Annotated in this window: 21 protein-coding genes; 7 read left to right on the top strand and 14 right to left on the bottom strand. The window is 52.6% G+C overall.

Annotation, left to right across the window (positions count from 1 at the left end):
• Nucleotides 1-8 precede the first annotated feature (8 nt).
• The 3 genes from EGT74_RS13755 to EGT74_RS13745 form a co-directional block, all read right to left on the bottom strand.
• Entirely contained in the window at nucleotides 9-1,073 is a 1,065-nt protein-coding gene (locus tag EGT74_RS13755) for a FecR family protein (protein ID WP_123847167.1), read from the bottom strand.
• A gap of 81 nt (nucleotides 1,074-1,154) precedes the next feature.
• The gene (locus tag EGT74_RS13750; protein WP_158618144.1) at nucleotides 1,155-1,709 is read right to left on the bottom strand and encodes an RNA polymerase sigma-70 factor; all 555 of its coding nucleotides are present in this window, start codon (nucleotides 1,707-1,709) and stop codon (nucleotides 1,155-1,157) included.
• A gap of 16 nt (nucleotides 1,710-1,725) precedes the next feature.
• Nucleotides 1,726-2,853, bottom strand: coding sequence for an alpha/beta hydrolase family protein (locus tag EGT74_RS13745; protein ID WP_123847165.1), 1,128 nt, complete (start codon nucleotides 2,851-2,853; stop codon nucleotides 1,726-1,728).
• A gap of 1,058 nt (nucleotides 2,854-3,911) precedes the next feature.
• Between EGT74_RS13745 and EGT74_RS13740 the strand changes: the two genes are divergently transcribed.
• From EGT74_RS13740 to EGT74_RS13720, 5 genes are all read left to right on the top strand, one after another.
• Nucleotides 3,912-4,811 (top strand): pentapeptide repeat-containing protein, encoded by a 900-nt coding sequence (locus tag EGT74_RS13740; protein WP_123847164.1) that lies wholly within the window; start codon nucleotides 3,912-3,914, stop codon nucleotides 4,809-4,811.
• Between the two features lie 10 nt (nucleotides 4,812-4,821).
• Complete coding sequence (locus tag EGT74_RS13735) at nucleotides 4,822-5,589, top strand: ABC transporter ATP-binding protein (RefSeq protein ID WP_123847163.1); 768 nt, start codon at nucleotides 4,822-4,824, stop codon at nucleotides 5,587-5,589.
• Nucleotides 5,590-5,808, top strand: a complete 219-nt coding sequence (locus EGT74_RS13730) for a hypothetical protein (protein WP_123847162.1) — start codon at nucleotides 5,590-5,592, stop codon at nucleotides 5,806-5,808.
• Nucleotides 5,796-6,563: an ABC transporter permease gene (locus EGT74_RS13725; RefSeq protein ID WP_123847161.1), complete on the top strand. Its 768-nt coding sequence runs from the start codon at nucleotides 5,796-5,798 to the stop codon at nucleotides 6,561-6,563. The genes EGT74_RS13730 and EGT74_RS13725 overlap by 13 nt, the downstream gene beginning before the upstream one ends.
• Nucleotides 6,564-6,945: 382 nt before the next feature.
• Nucleotides 6,946-7,749 (top strand): hypothetical protein, encoded by an 804-nt coding sequence (locus EGT74_RS13720; RefSeq protein WP_123847160.1) that lies wholly within the window; start codon nucleotides 6,946-6,948, stop codon nucleotides 7,747-7,749.
• A gap of 598 nt (nucleotides 7,750-8,347) precedes the next feature.
• On the opposite strand, the gene EGT74_RS13715 is transcribed toward EGT74_RS13720, so the two are convergent.
• From EGT74_RS13715 to EGT74_RS13670, 10 genes are all read right to left on the bottom strand, one after another.
• Nucleotides 8,348-8,992 (bottom strand): class I SAM-dependent methyltransferase, encoded by a 645-nt coding sequence (locus tag EGT74_RS13715; protein ID WP_123847159.1) that lies wholly within the window; start codon nucleotides 8,990-8,992, stop codon nucleotides 8,348-8,350.
• 86 nt (nucleotides 8,993-9,078) lie between these two features.
• Entirely contained in the window at nucleotides 9,079-9,951 is an 873-nt protein-coding gene (locus EGT74_RS13710; protein WP_123847158.1) for a glycosyltransferase family 2 protein, read from the bottom strand.
• 61 nt (nucleotides 9,952-10,012) lie between these two features.
• Entirely contained in the window at nucleotides 10,013-10,882 is an 870-nt protein-coding gene (locus EGT74_RS13705; protein ID WP_262697116.1) for an alpha-1,2-fucosyltransferase, read from the bottom strand.
• A gap of 20 nt (nucleotides 10,883-10,902) precedes the next feature.
• The gene (locus EGT74_RS13700) at nucleotides 10,903-11,715 is read right to left on the bottom strand and encodes a DUF6624 domain-containing protein (protein ID WP_123847156.1); all 813 of its coding nucleotides are present in this window, start codon (nucleotides 11,713-11,715) and stop codon (nucleotides 10,903-10,905) included.
• Nucleotides 11,716-11,785: 70 nt separating this feature from the next.
• Nucleotides 11,786-13,471: a hypothetical protein gene (locus tag EGT74_RS13695; protein WP_123847155.1), complete on the bottom strand. Its 1,686-nt coding sequence runs from the start codon at nucleotides 13,469-13,471 to the stop codon at nucleotides 11,786-11,788.
• 21 nt (nucleotides 13,472-13,492) lie between these two features.
• Nucleotides 13,493-14,608 carry a hypothetical protein gene (locus EGT74_RS13690; RefSeq protein WP_123847154.1) on the bottom strand — a complete coding sequence of 372 codons (1,116 nt, stop codon included), beginning with the start codon at nucleotides 14,606-14,608 and terminating at the stop codon, nucleotides 13,493-13,495.
• Nucleotides 14,569-15,603, bottom strand: coding sequence for a grasp-with-spasm system SPASM domain peptide maturase (gwsS, locus tag EGT74_RS13685; protein ID WP_123847153.1), 1,035 nt, complete (start codon nucleotides 15,601-15,603; stop codon nucleotides 14,569-14,571). Before gwsS ends, EGT74_RS13690 begins: the two co-directional genes overlap by 40 nt.
• Nucleotides 15,590-15,796 carry a hypothetical protein gene (locus EGT74_RS13680; RefSeq protein WP_123847152.1) on the bottom strand — a complete coding sequence of 69 codons (207 nt, stop codon included), beginning with the start codon at nucleotides 15,794-15,796 and terminating at the stop codon, nucleotides 15,590-15,592. The genes gwsS and EGT74_RS13680 overlap by 14 nt, the downstream gene beginning before the upstream one ends.
• A complete protein-coding gene (gene gwsG / locus EGT74_RS13675; RefSeq protein WP_123847151.1) occupies nucleotides 15,797-16,795 on the bottom strand; it encodes a grasp-with-spasm system ATP-grasp peptide maturase in 999 nt (332 codons plus the stop codon). It lies immediately after the preceding gene.
• 181 nt (nucleotides 16,796-16,976) lie between these two features.
• Nucleotides 16,977-17,180, bottom strand: coding sequence for a hypothetical protein (locus EGT74_RS13670; RefSeq protein ID WP_123847150.1), 204 nt, complete (start codon nucleotides 17,178-17,180; stop codon nucleotides 16,977-16,979).
• 1,031 nt (nucleotides 17,181-18,211) lie between these two features.
• Here EGT74_RS13670 and EGT74_RS13665 point away from each other — a divergent pair.
• Both EGT74_RS13665 and EGT74_RS13660 read left to right on the top strand, forming a co-directional pair.
• The gene (locus EGT74_RS13665; protein ID WP_123847149.1) at nucleotides 18,212-20,434 is read left to right on the top strand and encodes a peptidase domain-containing ABC transporter; all 2,223 of its coding nucleotides are present in this window, start codon (nucleotides 18,212-18,214) and stop codon (nucleotides 20,432-20,434) included.
• An 11-nt stretch (nucleotides 20,435-20,445) separates the two neighbouring features.
• Nucleotides 20,446-21,786 carry an HlyD family secretion protein gene (locus EGT74_RS13660; protein ID WP_123847148.1) on the top strand — a complete coding sequence of 447 codons (1,341 nt, stop codon included), beginning with the start codon at nucleotides 20,446-20,448 and terminating at the stop codon, nucleotides 21,784-21,786.
• Between the two features lie 126 nt (nucleotides 21,787-21,912).
• Here EGT74_RS13660 and EGT74_RS13655 read toward each other — a convergent pair whose 3' ends face one another.
• Nucleotides 21,913-23,751, bottom strand: a complete 1,839-nt coding sequence (locus EGT74_RS13655) for a UbiD family decarboxylase (RefSeq protein WP_123847147.1) — start codon at nucleotides 23,749-23,751, stop codon at nucleotides 21,913-21,915.
• Nucleotides 23,752-23,860 lie beyond the last annotated feature (109 nt).

Below are 23,860 nucleotides of genomic sequence, written 5' to 3'. Positions count from 1 at the left end.
TTTTTCTGTCAGCGGATATACACCGTATCGTGCTCCACGCGATACGCGAGCTTGCCGGTTTCCCGGAGGGTGCTCAGCACCGTTTCGAGCGATTTGTTGTCGAATATCCCGGTAAAGCGGGATGACTGCAGGAGGCTGTTTTCCGCCACCACCGTTACGTTGTACCATTTCTCGATCTTGGAGGCCACCCGTTGAAAATCGTCGCCGTCGAACACCAGCTTGCCCTCCTTCCACGCGGCGTCCGTCATGGCGTTGCCCGCGGTATCCACTTTCATTTTACTCAGCAGCAGCATGGCGCCGGCCGGATCGGCGGGCTCGCTCACGGTGCTGTCGTTCGCATAAGCGGTGTGCAGGCTGTTGTCGACCCGCAGCTTCTGGCCCGGCTTCAATTGTATCGTATTCCCCGGTTGGTCGTTGAGGGTGATTTCCACCGAGCCGCTTTCCAGCGTGGTTTCGATATCCGGTTCGTCGGCGTACGAACGGATGTTGAAGGCGGTGCCCAGCACTTTTACCTGGAGGGCGCCGGCCTGTATGATAAAGGGTTTGTCTGCATTCTTCGCCACTTTGAAATACGCTTCGCCGGTGAGGGTCAGCTCGCGGCCGGTGCGGTTGAAATCGCCTTTGTAAGTGATGGAACTGTTGGCGTTGAGCCATACTTCAGATCCGTCCGGCAGCACTACGTGGGAGCGGGAGCCCTTGGGGGTTTTGATTTCCCGCCCGGCCAGCGAATGGTCGCGCAGGCCGAACCACCAGGCCCCGGCCAGTGCCATCACCAGCAGGCAGGCCGCGGCAGGCAGCAGGTACATCTTTACACGGCGGGGGCGCCGCACTTCCGCTTCGGGCGCAGGGTCGAACAGGCCCGCGATCTGCATCCGCGCATAATGGGCGGAATATGCCAGCAGGGCTTCCGAATCCTCGTCCTGCTCCTCCTCCCCGCCCGGGAACACCTGCCGGTACAGTATCGCCAGCTGCTCATCGGCGTCGATCAGCTGCTGCAGTTCTGCGGCTTCTTCCGTGCTGGCTGCACCGGAAAGGATGCGCCGCACCAGGTGGTAAAAACGTTCTTCCTTCATAAAATAGCAAGGGCGATTATGGGTAAGACAAGGCTGCCGGGAAAACTCCCCAATGGGTGGCAAACTTTTTTTTGAGGAGGTTTAGCGGCTGGTATGGCGGTAGGTTTGCAGCACGGCGCCCAGGCGTTGCATGGCAATGCTCAGGTGGCGGTCTACCGTGTTTTCGGAGATGTCGAGAATGGCGGCCACTTCACGGTAAGTGAAACTGTTTTCGCGGATGAGCTTGTACACCATCTGGCACTTGGGCGGCAGCTGGCTCACCGCTTCGGCGAACCGGTGCTTCAGCTCGCGGTGGATGGTTTCATCTTCGGGCGTGCCGGCAGACACGAAGGCTTCAGGGGCCAGCTGGTCGATGTCCCACGTGGTATAGTGCCGGTTCCTGAGGAGGTGATTGATGGCGCCGTTGCGCACGGCCTTGAAGAGATATACTTTCAGGTTGCGGATGCCGGTCAGGGCTTCCTGCATGGTCCATATTTTCAGCATCACGTCAGACACGATCTCTTCCGCCACTTCGTGCTGCCGTACATAGGTATCGGCGAAACGGATGAGGCCTTTATAAAAATGGAGGAACAGCCGCTTGTAGGCGTTCTCATCCCTGTATATGGCAACCTGTTGTTGTAACGCCAGAATATCCATGCCGTGCCACTTTCGTTTATTTTTTCTCTTTGAGCCATTTGTTGAAGAAGCGGATGCCGGGCTCCACGATGGCTTCATGGCCGCCCTCATGCAGCGTCAGTTCCATGCGGTCGGCCATCTGCAGGCGCTCGTAATGCAGTCGCCCTTTTTTGAACTCCTCCTCTACCTGCGGCCAGTAAGCGATGCCGTCTTTTTTACCGTGCTGTATCATCAGCGCGCGGGGGGCAATGAGCGACACCACGTCGTGATCCGAATAACCGCTGAGCCAGCCTTTCATAAATGCGTAGTTTTCGTTGCCTTTCTGGAAGCTGCTGTAGCGCTCGTCTTTCACGGCCATTTTGTTGATGCGGTGATTGTACCAGGCCGATACGATGCCGGCTTTGATGCGCGGCTCGAGGGGCATGAAGAACATGGTGGCCATGCCGCCGAGCGATACGCCCCACATGCCTGTTTTCTCCGCATCTATTCTCGGGTCGGCCAGCACATTGTCGAGCAGATGCTGGAGGCGTACGAGCTCGATGCCCGGCAGGCTGGTGCCGGCCAGGCGGCAAAGGTGCTCGATATTGTTCCTTCTTTCGGTGGAGCGCAGGTTGAGGGGGCATAGCACCGCATACCCCGCTTTCAGCAAGGCTTTGGCATAGGTATGGTACCCGCCGTCACGGAAGGGCGTTTCCGGCGAGCTGCCGTTACCGTGCTGCACAACGATCAGCGGCACGGGCCGTTTGGCGCTGGCACCTTTCGGAAAGGCCAGCACGGCTTCGGCGGTTACGATGCCCAACGGCTGCACGATCCACTCGGCCTTCACCTCGTCGATCTGGTGCGGGCGTTTTTGCAGCGGGGCGGTTTTGGTAAGTTGCGGGGGACTGATCACCGCCTCCCATGCCCGCCTGTTGGGCTCCACCGAGCGCTCCAGCGCAGCCGGACTGCTGTAATCGCGGTTCCAGAGTTTTTTGGCCCTCGCATCGTATTCGTCCGAGAGGTAATGCACGAGATATTTTTCCAGCTGTGCCTCGTAGGCATCGAGCCGCGCCAGTTCTTCCGGCGTATTCACGGAAGGTTTTACGGTCGCCTTCGGCTGCGCCATGGTGGGCATTTGTGCTAAACATACCGGTACCAACACCAAAGCGGCTATCCATTTTTTCATATGTGACCAGTTATTGAATGATACCGCAGCGCTCTGCGGATACAGGGATTTGGTTGACTGTAACGTGGTAAAACGGTAAAATACGTGTACGTACCCGTTTCACAAGTATAAAAAACATTCCCCGGGCATCCAAATACTTTTTTCGAAGAAATGGAAGGAATATTTCCGGAAGGCATGACCGGGAATCTCCTGGTTGGACTGCTACTCCATCACGGCTCTTCCAGCCTGTTTTTTAGTTCCGGGATAGCTTTGTTTGAAATAATGGGCTCGCCTCCACGGTTTTGTTCGGGACGTATTCGTTCTTTAACAATTAAGTTCCCTGGAAATTTCCCTTGTTACAGGCCATATAATATGGCCTGCCTGTAATTATTCAGGTGCCTTTGCTTCAACAATTGCCACGTTCCCCGAAAAATTGCCTTTTGCATAGACCATATAATATGACCTGCCTGCAATTATTCAGGTGCCTTTGCTTCAACAATTGCCACGTTCCCCGAAAAATTGCCTTTTGCATAGACCATATAATATGACCTGCCTGTAATTATTCAGGTGCCTTTGCTTCAACAATTGCCACGTTCCCCGAAAAATTGCCTTTTGCATAGACCATATAATATGACCTGCCTGTAATTATTCAGGTGCCTTTCCTTCAGTAATTGTCGTATTCCCCGAAAACTGTCGGCCATACAATATGGCCCGGCTGTAGTTATTCAGGTGCTTTGTCCTGAGCAATTGTCGTATTCCCCCCGAAAATCACCTTTAGCTATAGACCATATATAATATGGCTCTCCGTAGCCATTCAATTATTTTAAAATATAACAAAGCGCCCAGGCGCGTTTTGTATGAGGTGCAACGGGCGCCTTCCTATGGATACCGGCATGCCCAAACCCGGTTGTTTTCCGTTTACAACTGCCGGTTTCACCCAAATTACCGCAAATACTACCGGTAGTTGTCAAATAACAACTGCAAATAGCGGAACAACAACCAATAGTGAGGGCCTTTTTGCGGATCCTGGGAATAGATCTGAATATCTTTGCATTGTCGAAAATCAAAACACAGAACGTATGTTGAATGCAAAAATGATCGGCGATAAAATTGCCGCAGCACGAAAAAAGATCAATATCTCCCAGGCCCAGCTCGCCCAGCGTCTGTTCATCAGCTCCCAGGCGGTCGGAAAGTGGGAACGCGGTGAATCCATGCCGGATATCACCACTTTTAACAGTCTCGCCGAAATCCTGGGGGTTGACCTGAACTATTTCTCGGCGAATTTCCCCTCCGAGGTGGCTGAAGCGCCCTCCGTTGACACCCAGGTCGCCAAAACCGAAGCACTGCCGGCGGCAAAACCGGAAAAGAAGCGCAGCTGGAATATGTCCGGTGGCAACTGGGTAGACGCCGATTTCTCCGGGCTCAAAAACCTGCATGAAAAATTCAGCGGCTCCAATATGCAGCGCTGCAAGTTTATCGGGTCGGACATGTCGGGGTTGCTGCTGAGGGGGAACAATATTGAAACCTGCGACTTCTCCGGTTCCGACTTCGGCAACAGCCAGGTCCAGAACTCCAATTTATCCGGCAACCTGTTCAAGGACTGCTCCCTGAAAGGAACCGAATTTTCGGGAAGTTATATCACCGGCTGCGATTTTACCGGCGCTGACCTTACCGGCGTGGTGGCAAAATCCGGCGGCTTTGAGAAATGCACCATTGCCGGAGCCGTATGGAACAGCGCCTCTTTTGACGGTATGTATTTCGCCGATATGGTCTTCGAGGGAAAAGTGGAGGACTGTTATTTTGAGAACTGCGCCTTTAAAAGAGTGACGTTTCAGCATGCAACCCTCACGAAGACCTTCTTCAAAGGCAGGAGTCTGAAATCACTCCGGTTTATCGACTGCCAGGCGGACCGGATCACGTACGAATTCCTGAAAAGCTGTAAAGCGGATGTAACGGGTATCACTTTGTTAACACAATAAATTGCGGCTTATGTCACAACATGCAATCGCCATCTCGGCGCAAGGGTTGAAAAAATCCTATAAAAACGTCCCGGTGCTGAAAGGCGTGGATTTCCAGGTAAGGAAGGGCCATATTTTCGCCTTGCTCGGCTCCAACGGGGCCGGCAAAACAACGATCGTCAAAATCCTCACCACGCTGCTGAAGCAGGACGGCGGAAGCGCCAGCGTAAACGGGTTCGATGTGGTGTCGAAACCTGGCAATGTAAGGCAGTCGATCAGCCTGACGGGCCAATTCGCCGCGGTGGACGAGGTGTTGACCGGCCGTGAAAATCTTGTCATGATCGGCCAGTTGCGGCACCTCAGCCATCCGCACCAGGTTGCGGACGATCTGCTGAAACGCTTCGGTCTGACCGAAGCCGCCGGCCGGAGGGCGTCAACATATTCCGGAGGGATGCGCCGCCGGCTCGACATTGCCATGAGCCTGGTGGGAAACCCCCAACTCATTTTCCTCGACGAACCCACCACCGGGCTCGACCCCGAGGCCCGCATCGAGGTCTGGAAGATCGTGAAGGAACTGGCCGGCAGCGGCACCACGGTATTCCTGACCACCCAGTACCTGGATGAGGCCGAGCAGCTTGCTGACAGGATCGCGATCCTGCACGAAGGCAGGATCATCGTGAACGGCACGCTTGCGGAACTCAAAAAGCTGTTCCCGCCGGCAACAGTGGAATATGTCGAAAAACAGCCGACGCTGGAGGAGATATTCCTCGCCATCATCGGCAAAAAGGAGGAACAGTAAATGCAAACGATAGGGAATTATTTTTTCAGGGACATGGGTGTTATGCTCGGCCGTACCATGCGCCACATCCTTCGCAGCATGAACACCATGAGTACCGTTGCCGTGATGGCGGTTGCGCTGATACTGCCGTTCGTATACGTATTGGGCGGCGCCATCCTGGTTTTGGAGGAGATATTTTGTAATCACCGGAAAAAAACAAACAATATATGGAAACGTTAAAAAGCTATTTTTTCAGGGATATGAGTATCATGCTGGGCCGTTCCATGCGCCATATCCTTCGCAGTATGGATACCATCATCACGGTGACCATTATGCCGATTGCGATGATGCTGCTGTTCGTTTATGTGCTCGGTGGAGCCATTCAGACGGGAACGGACAAATATGTGAATTACCTGCTGCCCGGCATCCTGCTGATCGCCATCGCCAGCGGCGTATCCTATACGGCTTACCGCCTGTTCATCGATATGCAGCGGGGCATCCTGGAGAGATTCCACTCCATGCCGATCACGCGCTCCAGCGTATTGTGGGGCCATGTGCTGACCTCGCTCGTCTCCAACGCCATGTCTGTAGTCGTGATCATTCTCGTTGCTCTCCTGATGGGCTTCCGTTCGCCGGCGGGGATACTGTCGTGGCTTGCCGTAGCCGGTATACTCGCGCTGTTCACGCTGGCGCTGACCTGGATCGCGGTGATCGCCGGGCTGTCCGCGAAAACGGTAGACGGCGCCAGCGCCTTCTCCTATCCCATCATCTTCCTGCCGTTTATCAGCTCGGCGTTCGTGCCCACGGCGTCTATGCTGCCGGCTGTTCGCGCCTTTGCCGAACACCAGCCGGTGACCCCGATCGTGGAGGCCGTCCGCGCACTGCTCTCCAACCAGCCGGTAGGCCATGACATATGGATTGCACTGGCCTGGTGCGCGGGCATTATGCTCGTGGCTTATTTCTTTGCGATGCGGGCGTATAAAAAGCGGGTGTAAGCGATTGTTTCCGTTAAGTGACACGCCTCTTTGCGATGAGGGCGTACCAAATAGCGGGACTTCCATTGACAGGCTACAAAGCACCCATAAATGCCAGATATAGACCCGCCGCAAAGATCTTTGCGTGTTTAATTCCATGATCACCCTGCCGGAAACCGTTCCACCGGCCCTGCCTGCGGGCAAGGACCAGATTTCGAAAACTTCCATCACACATCGAAGTCCGTTTTGTAAATTTCTAAGAGGAGAGCGTCAGCCGCTGAATGCTTTCTAATGGAGGTGCCTGTTTGAATGCATGGCGCACCGCCCCGGCCGGGCCCGATATCGGGCCCGCGGCAGGTTGTGCCCGGTTTTTGTTGTGAATGCTGTCACCAAAACAGTTTTTATGGCAAAGCAAACCGGATTCTTCAAATTTAAAGGGAAACTCGGCGGCGTGATCGGCTACGAGGTGAACGGCGAGTACTATCTCCGTTCCATGCCGGAACAGGTACGCCGGAGTTCCCGCACCAAACGCAGCGGCCAGGCTTTCGGGAAAGCGAGCCGTCTTGGCGCCGTGATGCGCCATGCGATGAGCGGGGTGCTGGACGGCCTCACCACGGCCGGCCTCGGCAACCGGCTGAACACGGCCCTGGTGGGGGTATTGCAGGCGGACGACCTGCATGCGCACAAACGGTTCGTACCGGCGCACTTCAGGAAGCTGCAGTCGATGGAACTGAACACGCATGCCGCCCTCAGCAGCCTGCTCCCCGTTACGCCCACGGTCACCCGGGCTGAAAACGGCTGCCTGACCGTCACCATCCCGGCGATGGAGCACTTCGGCCACAACCCGCGCGCCACGCACATCAGCGTCAAAGCCATCGCGGTGTTTGTGCAGCCCTCCTATCAGCAGGCCACCGCCGAAGCTTCGGCGCCGGTGCTGCTCCCGGCGGGCCAGCCGGCCCCGGAAATCACGCTGACCATCCCGGCGGCAAAGGGGGCGGTGTGCTGCGTGCTGCTGGAAGTGAACAGCCTCGTGGAAGAAAACGGGCGCATGGTGATGCTGCGGAACAAAAAATACACGGCTGCGGGTGTTATTGCCGTGCTGGTGAAACGCACGATGCGGATGAAACGGAAGAAGCGGCTGCATGCGCATCGTGGCGGACAACTGGCGATGCGGGAACTGCCCGTGGCATTTTTCCAGCGGGAATAGGCTGATGGCACGTTTCATCCGGATACCAATTACAATTCATCGTGAACCCTTCCCGCTCCTGCCGCCCCGGCAGACCGTACGGCTATGCCCGTTAGTAATCATTTTGAGTTATTCCTTTCCCGTGAATGCTTCACCAACCCGCCCATCGGGCTTCATTCACGCTTCCAGACACACTATTTGACGATATACCGCGCTTCCACCCCATTTCCACACCATCAAAACACCAAATCCGCAGCAAGTCCACCTGACACCCGGTGTTCTCCCGGTGTTCCCGTAGTGATCCATCTGTTTTCCTGCCTCCTTCCGGCAGGCAAGCTGCATCCGGACAGCATCTCTGCTCATGCGGCAGCATGAACGGCGGGAACATCGTGGTTATTCCAACAATAGTGTTGGTGTTGCTGTTCCCTTTGAGGGCGGCAACACGAATGCCTGAACATCCTGGCGACGGTGGTCATACTTGTTTACAGCACATGGGCGATCGGGCAGTTCCTGGACAGGAAAAAGGGCGCCGGTTACCTGTTTGGCTTTCCGGCGTACGCGCTGGGCATGATGTCGTTCCGGGTGCTGGCTTTTCCGGCCGGGTCTCTCATAGATGCGCTTAAACAGGCATAGGTGTTGCAGCGGGACTTTCCCCGGCCGCTATAAAATACTGCTTGCCCCTGCGTTTCAGGCATTCCGTTTCAGTTACCTCGAAACCCGCAGCAATGAGGGCACTTTCCGCCTCAGCAATATTGAATAGCCGCAGCGGTGGGATCAAACCGGTTTTACTGACAATCGACAGCACAATGCCGGCCAGCGACCGCTTTCCCAAACAGGGCGTTACGGACAGGAACCGTCCACCGGGTTTTAATAATTCATGTATTCTCTTTAACACTGCCGGCAGGTTGTCCTGCAAATGGAGCATGTAAATGCCCAGGATCACGTCAAAAGTGCCGGTCTTCAGCCCGTCATCAAATATTGTGGAACGGGTGTATCGTACATTGTCGATATTGCGCCCGGCGGCTCTTTGCTGTGCTATCCGGATCATTTCCGCCGACATGTCGATACCGTGTACCATATGCACGTCCCCGGTAATTTCGTGGGCCACGATGCCGGTAGCGCAGCCAAAGTCCAGCACGCTGTCCGTTTTTTTGAGGTGCTTTTTTACTTTCTCAACGATCCGGGCGCGTACAGCCCTGTCCTTCATTTCTTCCCGGTCGTACCCGTTCGCACTCCTGTTCCAGAATTTCTCTGATTTATCCATTTTCTTTTCATGATTATGTACCAGCGGAGATCGTGCCTTTCTTCCATGCACCGTTGAGCGTTTCGAAGGCAGGTATTACCGTGCCATTAAATACTCCCTTCCAGCACTTTCTCAAAAAAACGCTCGAATAATTTTTCGTTAAAATAGTGTTTTCTGCTGTTTTCCGCTTTGATATCATGGATCAGCTGATGATAATCGTCCGTTTTACCGGGGTCCATGCAATTGGACATCAGTTCGAGGTAAATGTCTTCCCTTCCCCGCAAAGTGCCGGAAAAATAATTGTACGCGTACAGGAGCCTGATCTTATGCACGGTCAGCTCCATTTCGCGCGATTTGGTGACGGATGTCTGCTTCTGATGAGGCCGGTACTTCAGCAATACCTCGGGGTACGTCTCGATTTTCAGGTTACTGCCCGCCACATCCGTCCACAATTTATAGTCTTCGGCATAATCCGCCAGCCTGTCATAGAAAAGCCGGTTGGCGGTGAGATGCGCCTTCCGCATCATCACGGTAGGGTGCGCGATGGTATTTACCTTTAGCAGGTAAATCCTGTGTATTTCATCGCCGACGGCCATTGTACCGACGGTGCCCGTTCCCATCAGTTCCATGTTCGTACCAAGTACAGACACATCCGTGTTTTCGTCCAGGTAGGTCACCTGCTTTTCAAAACGGGTATCCATCGCAATATCGTCCCCGTCCATCCGCGCGATATACCTGCCTTTGGAAAAGTGCAGCCCCTTGTTCAGCGACCTCGCTATCCCCTGTTTGCTTTTGTTTTCCAGGTAAACAATCCGTTTATCCGGTATACTCCGGATAATTTCAGGGGTACGGTCGGTGGAGGCATCATTGACGATGATCAGTTCAAAGTCGGTCAGCGACTGGTTCAGGACAGACTCGATGCTCTCCGTGATGAATTGTTCACAATTATGAGCAGGGAGCACTACAGAAACTAATGGCATCACAGGGTATATTTTTACAGGTTATAAATCCGGTTCTCACGCCCACTGCCCGGGGTATAGCTTACAGTCGGATCCATTCTTCTTGCAGAAGATCTTTCGTGTCGGCACCGGGGGCTTCAAACCATTTTTCAGGTGCTATCACGATCTTTTCCTTGTTGGGCGCCAGCCAGGCCGACCACCAGGAAAATGTACTGTTGGCGATGATAAAATGCCGGCAATTCGTCATCAGCTCCAGGTAACCCCTGAATTGGGCATCGTAATATTTTTCATCCACGAGGGTGATGTTGTCATAAAACATGATGTGTTCCCTGCACCAGGGTATGTCGTCGGAGAATATGAAGAAATGGGGGCTGTCGGTCTTTTGCATGATCAGCGCCATGGCCCGCTGAATATATTCCGGGCTCACAACGCCATGATAATCCAGGTGCTCCAGATAATCTCCGCGCCTTACGTTGACCATCACCGCATTTTCTCCCGATATCCTTTTATTCAGCTGCTGAAACTTTCGCCCGGTTTTTTCAGCGAAACGGAATTCGTTCCTGATGGCGCCCGTTATCGTTTCGAAGTACCGCTCAGACTGCCAGTACCCGATAATGACGTACACCGCATCTTTTCCGGCGGCAGCAGTTTCCCTGATCGTCCGTTCTATCAGGTCGTTGAAATGAAAAGACTGCTCATTCAGGTAAAACGTGGCCCTGCCCCTGCTCATGCTGGCTACCCCGTCCTGATCGGTAAGCATGATATCTTTATGCAGCCGGAAGATATTCAGGTCGAAGGTCCGGTTTGAAAGATTGAATTTATAGAGGGAGATGTCGAGAAAAAGGGGAAAACCGAACGTTACGGAGAGGTATCTTCCGAATGCGTACTGAAACATCTGGTTCCCGATTCCCCCCGCTAACTTAACGACGATCATCTTTTCCGTTTTTGGCAAACAACGGCTGCCGGGCAGCCTTACTTGAACTGTACGTATATATGATAGAATTCTTTCGAGCCCCTGATGGCCTGACGAACGCCCTCGGGTTTATCCGCATCGGGCCGGATGGTGATAAACACATCTTCGTCTTTCTTTTTCGGGATGCAGACAATAAAGAAACCGCTGTCGTTCGATTTGCCCAGCACTACGGAATCCATCACCACGGCTGCGTCCGGTATGGGGGTATTGGCGTCTTTGTAGATATGGCCAATCAACACCACCGTATCATTTTGAAAAACCTTCGGGTATTGCCGGTACTCCGGCGTTTCATTTAAATCCAGGGGTGGGATGCCGTATTGCTGCCGCAGGGTATTCACCTCGTACCAGTTTTTCACCGGGTACAGGTACCTGTTCCCGAGGTTGTCCATTTCATGCTGTGTGCCGTACAGCTGGGCCATCCCTTGTTTGGTCCGCAACCTGTCGATAAAAAAAGCATACTCCAGCGGAATGATGGCCTTCCGCTTGAACGCGGTATCCACCAACCCCGCATACTTCAGCTGAAACGCCAGCGGCGCATGCTGGATAACATAGAAAATCGCCTTGCCCGCCTTCTCCGTAATCTGCCCCGCAGGCGGCCAGCCATACCGGTCGAGCACTTTCGATACTATCTGCTGGTTGATGGAGTCCTGCCTGACCATCGCCAGTCTTTTCCGCACGCATTCCGGATGTTTCATGCCTGATGCCGAAACACAGTCGTTGAATTCCTTCCGGGTACCCTGATCCAGGTCGAAGGCCTGCTCCAGCTCCTGAATTACCTGCTTCTTATGTGCCTTGAAATCCTGGGAAAACATTTGCTGACAGATAAACGTATTGATCAATGTACATAACAGGCATCTGGCAACCATCATCGGAATGTTCATATTACGCTGTTTTATTTAATCCCGCCCACGCAGCCACATCGTTTTCGAGTTCCTTTTTTTTCATGCCACAGATGCGGACATACTCGTTTAAATTACGTGATAAATCCGAAATACGGAATTCTTCCGGGATATGCGGTATGTACTTTTCAATATAAAAAAACGGACCGGGGATCCGCAGTTCTTTGTACCCGAGTATGCGCATTCGTTTGTTCCGTTCCATGAAGCTGTAAATGCCCCAGGTCCTGAGCCGTTCATTCTCCATACCGGCCTGAGCATAGCTGTTTTTATCAAAAAAGCACCAGCCGGTATAATAGTGCTCCCTCAGCATGGAGGCCTTTTGGGTGCCCAGGTTCGCATGGTCCAGTGTCGCCTGGAAGCGGTGCGCCTGGTCCTGCCTCACCATAAACGGCAATTCGTCAAACGGGTAACAGAAATCCGCCCGGGACTCCCGGATGGACTTCACTGCATCCAGCACCTGCTTCGGCGGAACGATGCAATTAGGCTCGCAGATACAGATCAACGGGGTGGTTATTTGGGCGACGTGCTGATTGACAAAGGGGGCATAATCCGCTCCCCTCCTTTTGTTCATCGAGAAAAAAAACTGCGTCTCCTTTACGAATATATCTTTGTTTATCCGGGACAGGTCATCGATTTCCAGGATGTGGATGTTCGTCCTGAAATTTTTGGCGATATAGCGGGTCACCGTGTCGAGGGTGGCGATATCTTCGCTGGATTCGATCCTTGCGGGAAAGACGAAGGTAACATCCCGCAGGTCCTCCCTTTTTATGGATGCCGCAAAACGTTCAATGACATGTACGTACTGCCGGGAGCACAGGTTTTCATCCATGTAGGTGAAATTGGAAAAATACGGCGTGCTCGACAGATACAGGCCTTTGCAAAAGATGGTATCGGCTTCGTGATGCAAAACCCCCGAATTATGGAGGATATTCGTTTCATACCATCTTTCTTTGGCATCCTTGGGCCAGCAGAAATCAAGCGCCGGATGAACTTCCAGGGAATGGCCATATAACAAGCCATTCCAGAGAACGGCCCACATGTCCGCACACCATGCCTGCAGGCCCTTCTGGCGTTTCAGGTTAAAATCGACCAGCTGGCTGTAAATGGCTTCGCAATCCTTTTCCACTTTTTCCCAGAACGCATACGACAGGTTCTTCAGCACATACTGCGCGCCGCCGGTATGCGGCTCATGTTGTTCCACCGCGCTCCGCGGGATCCCTACGATGCTGCACAGCTTGTCGACGATTTTCCGTCCACCATGCTTTTCGAGCACTTTATAGGAGATGTAAGGTGTTTTCGACAGGTACCAGGTATCGCCTTCCCCGAAGAACTGCTCGTTCAGGCGCTCCCTGAAAATGATATCGCAATCGTGATAAAAGATCGTTTCCTTTTCGAGGTAAGCCTGTTCCCTGAAGTGTTTTTTCAGGATGTGCGGCCTGATGGAAGATTTATAATTTTTGACCACCCGTTCATCGGCATACGTGAAAAAAGTAGCCCGCCCTGCGGCGATCAGTGCCTGGTATTCCCGTTTCAGCCCTTTTTCAGGATTGAACCCGATCAACACGTGGATGTTCTCCGGAGGAATGCCCAGGCTGCCAAAATTTTCCAGCTGTACCTCCAGCTGCCATAAAAAATACAGGTCGTCAGACTGAGCAGATATGTATATCATATATACCGGATTGTAATCTGATTAAACACACAATACACTATCCCAGGCAAGGCATTCCCTGTCGAGATAGGACAACATACAAAGGCCGAGCCCGGACAGCCCCGCCAGGCCCATTTCCTTCCGGGACAGGTTCCCTTTCACCCGGTCTTCCAGCGCGGCAATCTGCAACGCCGCATTGGATCTGAAGTCCGCCTCCTGCGTAGACCAGTAAAGCCGGTTCAGTTGCTGGATGTCGACGATGTTGTTCAAAAGGCCGCCAGCCGGGTTGGGATTGATGAGGTTCGCATCGATGATACCGGTCAATGCGGGCGATGTATGGCGTGGCTGCACGGCAGCAATGCCGTATACCAGGCAGGTGGGTATGCCCCGCTTCAAATTACGGCTGTCGGCCAGGAAGCGCTCCACCAGGCCAAGTATCCGCTGCATGATACCTGCGCATATCTCGGGATAGACCTTTTGACGCGACACCCTGTGCAGGAAAATCAGATACGCACAAATGCGGTTGATGTTTTTGCTATTGATGTTTGCGGTTCCGTCTACCAGCAGGCCGATATAATCCACCACACTGATCAGCGCCGCCACCTTCTGCAGGTAATTGATCGTTCCCCTGGGCGCCAGCCTGCTGTTCTGCCGGCACTGCATATATATGCCGTATTCGATCAGCTCGTCTTTCGCGCCCGGCCGGGGCTTTTGCAGATCGAAGTTCGTGATCCGCTGGTAAACGGCCTGGTCAACATCCCTGAATACTTCATGTACATCGGTGTCGAGCAGTCTGTTCGCCGTGATATTCTCGAAGGCCGCCACTGTGCCCGCCGCCCCCGTAAAGTAGGCTCCCTTCACACTGTTCCTGGCATCCTCGCATTTTTTAAAGGTACTTTCCGCAACGGTATAGGTAAATTCCATCAGCAGGTCGGATGGGCATAACTTACCATAGTATAACAAAAAAAGCAGCACCCCGCCGCCCCCGAATCCCAGGGATGGCTCCACCGAACTACCATAACCCAGGTAAATCCGGTTAAAAATATCTTCCAGTTTCCTTATATACAGGTCCCGCATCATGGCCGGTATCTTAAATTGACGGATAAGTTTACAATCGCTTACGACGCCCACCGGCCCGAGTACGGGTCGTATTTGCATTTGCTGGGCTTGGAATAGATATCGTTTTCATTCTTTATGAATACCCGGCAATCCGTGCAGATGGACCGGTATTCGCAATCGGCGCATTCACTGATTTTTTCCTTCGTGATGCCCCACACCAACCTGAAGTCGTCCCGGTCCACAACGGACCGGAGTGAAATATCATCGATATGCCCGTACGAATGCTTCATCGAAGGACAATTTTTCACCTGCCCGTTTTCGTCTATGCTGATTTTTCTGTTCAGGCACCCGTTATAGAGGAAGTTCTCCATGATGTTTTTTATTTTCGGCACCTGGAAACCTTCAAAGCTGATGTTGCCGCAGCATTGTGCCGACGAGATCTCCTGCCTGACAAATGCCACGCCGTACTCGATGGATTTTTCCAGTTCGGGTATGCACTCCGCCGGCGTCGCATAGAGGGTAAGCGCCAGGAACGTATACCTGGAGAACAAAGCGCCCAGCTCCCCGGCGGTATGCTTGTCAGAATACCTGGTGAGGAAAAACAGCTTTTTGATTCTCCGCTGCGCAGAAAATTTCAGGATCCGCTCGATCTCTTCGATGGTCTGTTCCCGGTACGACCTTATTTCAACATATTCGCATCCCAGCTGGTCCAGTTCGCTGAATACCTTGTCGAAATCATGCGCGGCGTCCCGGATGTCGATGATGGCGTTGGTGATCACCGAAGGATGGTCCCAGTACTTCTCGATTTCCGGGAAAAGCGCAATGTCGTCTACCAGCGCGCCCATTTTACTGTCGAGCATTTCACCGATGAACGTATGGAATAACGTTACATCCTCTTCCGCCTCCATCATACCGGCGATCTCTCCCAATGTATGATGCCTGCACAGCATCAGCGCCTCATAGTACGAGTTGTCGATAAAATGCAGGGCTTGCCTGGAGGTGTCGGTGATCAGGGTGCGTGTGAAACCTTTTGTTACGAGGAGATCCGCAAACAGGTAAAAGTACTTTGCCGGCGGCAAATCATTTTTCGTCATACCGGATGATTTTTGAGAGTAATTTCTGACTGTCGAAATAATTCACATAGTATTGGTGTTCCTGGTTATAGTGGAAGGCCTTGATGGTTTTCTTGGGGTGTTCCACATAAGAAACGAAGTTGAAGAAAACCGGGAGATTCCTCTTTTGCGGGTCTGCCAGCCTGAGCGTTTTGAACCTTGGTAACTTTTTCATTTATCCAATATTTTTTTCACATAAATACCCGGCTACTAACTTTTCCAGGTAATAGTTACAGGGGTATGATGTCATGGCGAACTGCCCGACGGGGTTCACCTCGAGAAAAACATAATTGTCATGCACATCCACGATGATATCGATGGAGCCGGTATTCAGGTGGATGGCGTTCATGAGGTCGGTAATCTTGCCCTCCACTTCCGGGGGGAGCTGGAAGGGAACGTGCCGGGTGGGCGTTTCGTCGTTCGATCGCCTGAAGTCGGTACTGGTCGCTTCATGTTCCTGGGAAAAAATGGCCATGCTGTAACATTTTCCCAGGAAGTAGAAAACCCGCAGTTCGTACTTTTTTTCGACCTTTTCCTGCAGCCACGACGGGAAAAAAGTATCGGGGATGTCCCGCAGGTTTTTCTCCGTAATATTTTCCACGTATGAAAAGTAGGCAATGGTGTCGGTAAACGCGTACACACCCTGGCTCAGCGGCTTGGTGATCAGCTTTCGCCCCTGTTTCAACAGTGCGGCTATCTGGCTTTTCTTCGATACGATGTGGTTGACCGGAACGGACAACCCGCATTTTTCGGCGATATCCAGGATGACCAGTTTGTTGACATCGCCCTGCCGGTAGGCGCCGAGCACCCTGTCGCAGTTTTTGCTGACGGCGTCGTGAATGTATTCGATCAGGACATTCGTTTCCTTGGTGATATGCTGCTGCGCACGGTTCGTTTTGTCAAAGAACACATTCAGATTGATATCCTCCTGGTGGCGGCCGAATGCCTTCTGCGACATGCCGTTCCTCCGTACCCAGACGCTTTCCACGTCGAGCAGGTTCACCGTCCTCGATTCTTTTTCAAAGACCAATGCCTTTTCCGGGGAACTGTACCGTACGAACTGCCCCCGCTCGTCATCCGTATTGAGGATGACGTATTCTTTGCCAAAAGAATGGATCCATTCCGCTACAAAGGTGGTGGAGGCGTCGTCTAACCTTCCGAAAATAACGACCATGCTGAAAGTTTTCAAATGGGGGTGATTAAAAAGCGCTCACCTGGGATGAACGGGATTTCTTCATGGGTCCGGCGGGTATCATAGTTGAAAACGGCTGGCTTACAGAAGTGTTGGTTCAAATGCGGCTTATGGCTTCTTAATCCCCCCATTGGTTAATTAAATTTTGTGATGATTCACTTTATCAGGCCACGGGATCTGATTCAGTTTCCTCGATCGTCTCGGTTTCTTTAATGGTCGTAGTGAAACCTACTTCTCCCGTTACGGAGGTAGAGTCACCAACGGAGGTAGTATCACCGGCGCCGGCGCTACCGCCAACGATCCTGTTCAGTTTTTCTCTTGAGATGATTTCGTCTTTGCTTAAATCTTTCAGTTTTAACTTTTTCATTTTGTGAAGTTTTTGAAGTTAATGAATGAGACTTTATCAGTTGATAAAGAATATTTCTCCTTTTGTTACTCGAGTTTAAAAAGAAAAAATATCGTATGGATTTCCAATCAATGGATAATGTGCGCGGTAATGCAGCCTCCTGTTGGTTCACTGGTCAATAGCGGCCTGTTGAAAATGTTTGTCATGGATGAACGTGTTTAATATGCTCTCTTTCCTTTTTTATTCAATGCCGGATGTTTTGCGCGCATACCTCTCCCTGCAGCAGGATGTTCATTCATCTGCCGAACGGCTGGTGATCCTCCAATAGCTGCTGACATTTATATCTGATGCTCACGGGGAAATTTGCCGCACAACGGCACAGCGATTTGCATCGGCATATTGCAGCCGGCGTTGCTGAGGTTTTCGAATCAATTCACCTGCAATGTTTACCGAACATGCGTTGGATGTCGTGAAGTTTGGGCTTCAACAGCTTCATGCGCTCTCCGGCCCGCTTCCCTCGCCTGCATGAGGGAACTGAACCGTTCATTGAGGCATGGGCATGGCCGCCCGTTTCTCAACGATATCTCCACGTTACAAATTGGGTGATTTGGGCTCTCTGCATCTTGATTTCCTGTGGGCTATTATATCATACACTACAATACAGTCAGGTAGCTCATTTCCAAGGGGATACGATTGACATGCATTACATTGGCAGTACGGCTAACTACATAAACAATTCATGGTATAACTGATTTGATTTAGATTAACAAGAAATTAAACAGACAGAAATTCATTTTGAGGCTTTGGGTCATAAGGAGTTTTCTGGGCGTCTTACTAGTCAATGGCTAACATTCTTCTATGATTCAAAGTCCTATCATACAACGTGTCGCTTGAACACTAAAATGAAGATAGAGAAAAAGAATTCAAAAAGAAAATTTTTTTTTCACGGTTGAGATTTTTTATACTTTTAGTATCACCACTATCTTAAATTTAGAACGTTAATAACCCGTCGCCTGCTCTTTTTGTTAACATAGATGTATTGACACGTACTTATGAGTAAACACACTTACTATCGACAATTGAATGCCATGGATTGCGGTGCAACATGCCTGCGCATGGTGGCAAAATATCACGGCCGGCACTATACTGCAGACAGCCTGCGTCACATGACAGGGTTTAATAAAGAAGGCGTTTCATTACTCGGTATCAGTGAAACGGCCGAACGGATCGGGTTCAGGACACGCGGTGTGAAGATCACCTTCGATCAACTGCGGCAGGTCCCCCTGCCGGCCATTCTGCACTGGAACCAGAATCACTTTGTTGTGCTGACGAAAGCCAATGGCCGCAGCCTGACGGTGGCCGATCCCGCAAAGGGAATGATAAAATTCATGCCGTCCGAATTTGAAAAGCACTGGGTTTCTTCGAAGAATCAAAGCGAGCTCGACACGGGGGTTGCGCTGTTGATGGAAACTACGCCGGCCTTTTATGAAAGCAGCGGCGAGAAAGAAAAAAAACTGAGCTGGTCCATCATTTTCCGGTACCTGCAGTCGGCACGCTGGCAGATCTTCCAGGTGTTCCTCGCATTGGTTCTCACCTCGCTCATGCAGCTCGTGTTCCCGTTCCTGACGCAGAGTATCGTGGATACCGGCATCTCCACGCAGAACCTCCAGTATGTCGTGATCATCCTGCTGGCCCAGCTGATGCTGACTTTCAGCCAGACCATCGTGAGTTTCATCCAGAACCGCCTTTTACTGCGGATTTCAAACATGCTGAATATCCAGGTACTGTCGGACTTCTGGATCAAACTCACCAGATTGCCGGTATCGTATTTTGACGTCCGGCATACCGGCGATACGCTGCAGCGGATCGGCGATCATAAAAAAATACAGGGTTTCCTCACCGGCACGGCGCTCAATACATTGTTCTCCGTTTTTACATTCCTGGTGTATGCCGTTGTGCTGATCATTTACAGCACAACGCTTTTTTTCGTTTTCTGCGCGGGCGCAGCGGTATATTTTACGTGGATCCAGCTGTTTCTGCGGATCCGGAGGAAAATCAACTATGAAACATTTCATCTTTCCGCCAAAGAAAATAATTCCACCCTGGAATTGATACAGGGCATGCAGGAAATACGGCTGAACAATGCGGAAAGGCAGAAACGCTGGGAATGGGAAAACATACAGGCGAACGTTTTTAAACTGAATTTCAAAAACCTCAATTACAGCCAGGTACAACAGGCCGGCGCAACGCTGATCAGCCAGGTACAGGGGATCGCGACGAGTTTTATCGTTGCCAAACTCGTTATCGACGGGCAGCTGACGCTGGGCGCGATGCTGGCAACGCAGTATATCATCGGGCAGCTGACCGGCCCCGTGCAGCAATGGGTAGGGTTTATCCAGAATTTCCAGGACGCCCGGATCAGCATGGAACGCCTGAATGAAATTCACCAGCTGAACGATGAAGAGCCGGCAGACAAAAACTATCTGCAGCGGTTGCCGGAGCAAACGGGCATCCAGCTCGAAAACCTCACCTTTACTTATCCGGGTGCGGGAAACGAGCCCATTCTGAAAGACATCAACCTGGCCATTCCGGGAAAAAAAATCACGGCAATTGTGGGGGCCAGCGGCTCGGGGAAAACCACCCTGGTCAAACTCCTGCTGAAAGTGTACGATCACTACGAAGGTACCATCAGGATAGGCGCCCACGATGACTTTAAAGGCCATATGAACGGTACGAAGCTGAACTTCATCGGCCACGCCGCCTGGCGGAAAAACTGCGGTGCGGTATTGCAGGACGGCTACATCTTCAACGACACGATCGCCAGGAATATCGCGGTGGGTGTTGATGAAATCGAATACGACCGGCTGGTGGAAAGCTGCAGGATCTCCAACATTCATTCCTTCATCGAATCGCTGCCGAACGGCTATCATACCAAGCTGGGCGCCGAAGGCACCGGTGTCAGCCAGGGTCAGAAACAACGCATCCTGATCGCCCGGGCCATCTACAAAAACCCCGAATACCTCTTCCTGGATGAAGCGACCAACGCTTTGGATGCCGGTAACGAACGGGAAATCGTCGAGAACCTCGGCAAAGTATTTCAGGGCAGAACCGTGGTGGTGGTCGCCCACCGGCTCAGTACCGTCAGGAATGCAGACAAGATAGTGGTGCTGAACGCCGGAAAAATTGTGGAAGAAGGCACACACGCCGAACTGACCCGCTTAAAGGGAAGATATTACGAACTGGTCAAAAATCAGCTGGAACTCGGAAACGGATAAAACTTCATTGTATGGACCCGCATAATAAGACACTTTTATCAGCGCAGGACCTGGAATCGGCCACCCAGAAAGGTAATTTCGAGGACAGATCCGAGATTACCCAGGAAATCATCAGCCGGGAACCGGGATTCATTGAAAAATGGGCATTGATGGCCTTTCTGGGCATTCTGGTTATCCTGCTTTCGGGAATATGGTTTGTGCAATACCCGGATATCGTGCAGGGATCGGCCGTTCTCACCGGCGACAATGCACCCAAGGAAATTGTTGCCAAACAAAGCGGAAAACTGATCGCCCTGTTCGCGAAGAACAACCAGGCCGTCCAACAGGGCGAAATCATCGGCTGGCTGGAGAGCACCGCCGCGCCCGCAGAAGTCATCAGCCTTTCGGGGACCATCGCGCAGACCATCGAAGCGCTGGAACAGAACCGCCCCGGATCCATTCCCGCGCTGTTCAAACAACGCTTTCACAATCTCGGGGAGGTGCAGGCTGCCTATCAGACGTTCATCACCGCGTTGCAGCAGTATAACGACTATCTCGTGAACGGTTTTTATGACCGGAAGAAAAACATGCTGCACGACGATATCGCATCGCTGCAGGACGCCACCAAAAAGATAGCCGAACAGAAAGGGCTCACCCTGCAGGAAAATGAGATCGCGAAAAAGACTTTCGAAATGAATGAACGGCTGTACAAAGACAAAGTCATTTCGACGGAAGAGTACCGGCAGGCACAGAGCAAGCTGCTCAATAGCCAGATGGTGCTTCCCCAGGCCGACGTCAACATCATCGGCAAACAAAGCCAGATACGGGACAAACAGAAGGAAATAGACCAGCTGGATCACGATATGCTTCAGCAGCAGCAGATTTTCTGGCAGGCGCTCCAGACGCTGAAAAGCGGCGTGGACGAATGGATGAGGACCTATACCCTGCGGGCGCCCATCGACGGCCAGGTCGTATTTGTGCTGCCGCTGCAGCCAAACCGGTACGTTGAACAGGGGAAACTGCTGGCCTATGTCAATCCCCAGGGCTCGCAATATTATGTGGAAGTGAAGATGTCCCAGAAGAACTTCGGCAAGGTGGATACCGGGATGAAGGTACAGCTGCGGTTTGATGCCTATCCCTATGAGGAGGCCGGCTTCGTTTCGGGCCGCCTGAATTATATTTCCGACGTGGCGGTAGATTCTTTCTTCATTGGAACGGTTCGCCTGGACCAGGGCCTGCTGACCAGCCAGCAAAGGAACCTGCCGTTCAAGAACGGCTTGAAGGGCCAGGCTCTGATCATCACCAAAGACATGCGTTTGATGCAAAGACTGTATCACAACATCGTCCGGTCCACTTCGCTGGGCAAAAAATAAAACAAGACGCTCTTTAGCCCGATGGGGCCGGTCTGCAACGCATTCCCTTATAGAGGCTGCTTTGCGGGCTTGCCCGTACCCCATTAATCTGTTCGGTGGTAAACATACCGCCTGTATGTCCAGATGTCAGATAATCCCGTGCAGCACGCCCCCCTTCTTCGCCATCGCATCTACCCTGGCTTCCACTGCCGCGTCTTTGATCAGCGGCGGTGCGTGGTGCGGCTTGATGCGGGCATCGATGATCAGCGGCCCCCGGCAGCCCCAGTGTTTGTGGGAGATGAAGCTGTTGACGCCGTGTATGTCGTGCGAAGGGTTGCTCCGCGTAAACGTCACCCATACGAAGTTGCTGCTATTCTCCGCGGTGAAGCCCGCGTCATCGCACAGTACGATCAGCGGCAGGCCGTCCGTCTGTTCGTTCTTGAGATGATCGTTGAGGATGGATATTTGTTCCGCCGTGTTGCCGTCTTGCGGATATGCAGGGGCTTCCACCGCCAGCACGCCGGGCATGGCCAGTTTGAAATGTGAAAAGGGCCGCGGCAGACTGAAGTTCGGCGGCAGTTCACGCCAGAGCTCGCGGCGTTTGCCGCCCGCAGCTGCGATGGTCACCTTGCTGCCCGCATTCAGGTCGCTGCCGGTATAATCGAGGGTGTCGATGGTGGTATTGGTCTGGAAATGCAGGTCGCGGGCCGGGTCGAAGCGTTCGAGCACGTGCATCATGAATTTTTCGACGTCGTGCACATGCAGCGAAGGGTCGTCTTCCTTCGCGCAGATGAACAGGTATTTGGCGAGGCTCAGCTGGTTGCTGCCCAGGATGTGATTGGCGATGGTCAGTATTTCCTGCGGCTTGCGTTCCTTCAGGTACGGCGTATACCGTTCGCTGCCGATGGCGAACAGCAGCGGATGCACCCCTGCCGCATCCACGGCATGTATTGCATGCACGCCGGGTATTTCTTTCGGGATGGCGTTGCCGGTGATGTCGTGTATCAGCGCGCCGAAGCTGGTGTCTTCCTGCGGCGGCCTGCCCACTACGGTGAACGACCATACGGGGTTTTTCTTATGATAGACGCGGCTGACCTTCATCAGCGGGAAAGGATGTGTAAGGCTGTAATACCCCAGGTGATCGCCGAAAGGCCCTTCGGGTTTGTTCTCATTCGGCATCACCGTGCCGGTGATCACAAAATCGGCGTCCGCGGAAATGCAAAAACCTTCGTCGTCGTAAAAATACCGGAACCTGCGGTTGCCCAGCGCGCCGGCGAATGTCATTTCAGACAGTCCTTCCGGCAGCGGCATCACGGCGGACAAGGGGTGCGACGGCGGCCCGCCCACAAAAATGCTCACTTTCAGCGGCTGCCCTTTGGCGTTCGATCTCGTCTGATGGATGCCGATGCCGCGGTGCAGCTGGTAGTGCAGGCCGATTTCCTCATTCTGTATATATTCATTGCCGCCGAGCTGGATGCGGTACATGCCCAGGTTGGCGTGCATGATGCCGGGTTTGTCCGGATCTTCGGTGTACACCTGGGGCATGGTCACAAAAGGCCCGCCGTCCATCGGCCAGTTCACGATCTGCGGCAATTCGCCGATGCTGGTGCGGCCGAAACTGATGGGCGCGTTTTTGCCGGTTTTCATCGGCAGGGCCGATAATGCAGTGGCGGCTACGTGCAGGTATTTGAAGGGATGTCTGATGGCCTTTACGGGGTCGCCTTTGATCTCCACGAGCGTTTTGATCTTCTCGAGCGTATCGCGGAACATGAACCTGGAACGGTCGAGCGTGCCGAACAGGTTGGACACTGCCGGGAACCTGCTGCCTTTTACGTTTTCGAAGAGTAGCGCCGGCCCCTGGTGCTCATACACCCGCAGGTGGATCGCCGCCATTTCGAGGTACGGATCCACCTCCTGTTTGATGCGGATCAAATGACCATTCTTTTCCAGATCGTTGATACAGTCGTGTAAGCTTTTATAACCCATTGCTATTGCCGGTAATGATAAACCGGCCAAATTTAAGCAAGTTTCAGCAGAAATCCGGAAGCGGGCGCGCCGGGCTACAGGCGAAGGGTGTAGCAGCTTCCGGCGGGGC

Origin of the sequence: Chitinophaga lutea, assembly GCF_003813775.1 — a bacterium.
GTDB classification, from domain to species: Bacteria; Bacteroidota; Bacteroidia; order Chitinophagales; family Chitinophagaceae; genus Chitinophaga; species Chitinophaga lutea.
This window is presented reverse-complemented; position numbering and strand designations above follow the sequence as displayed.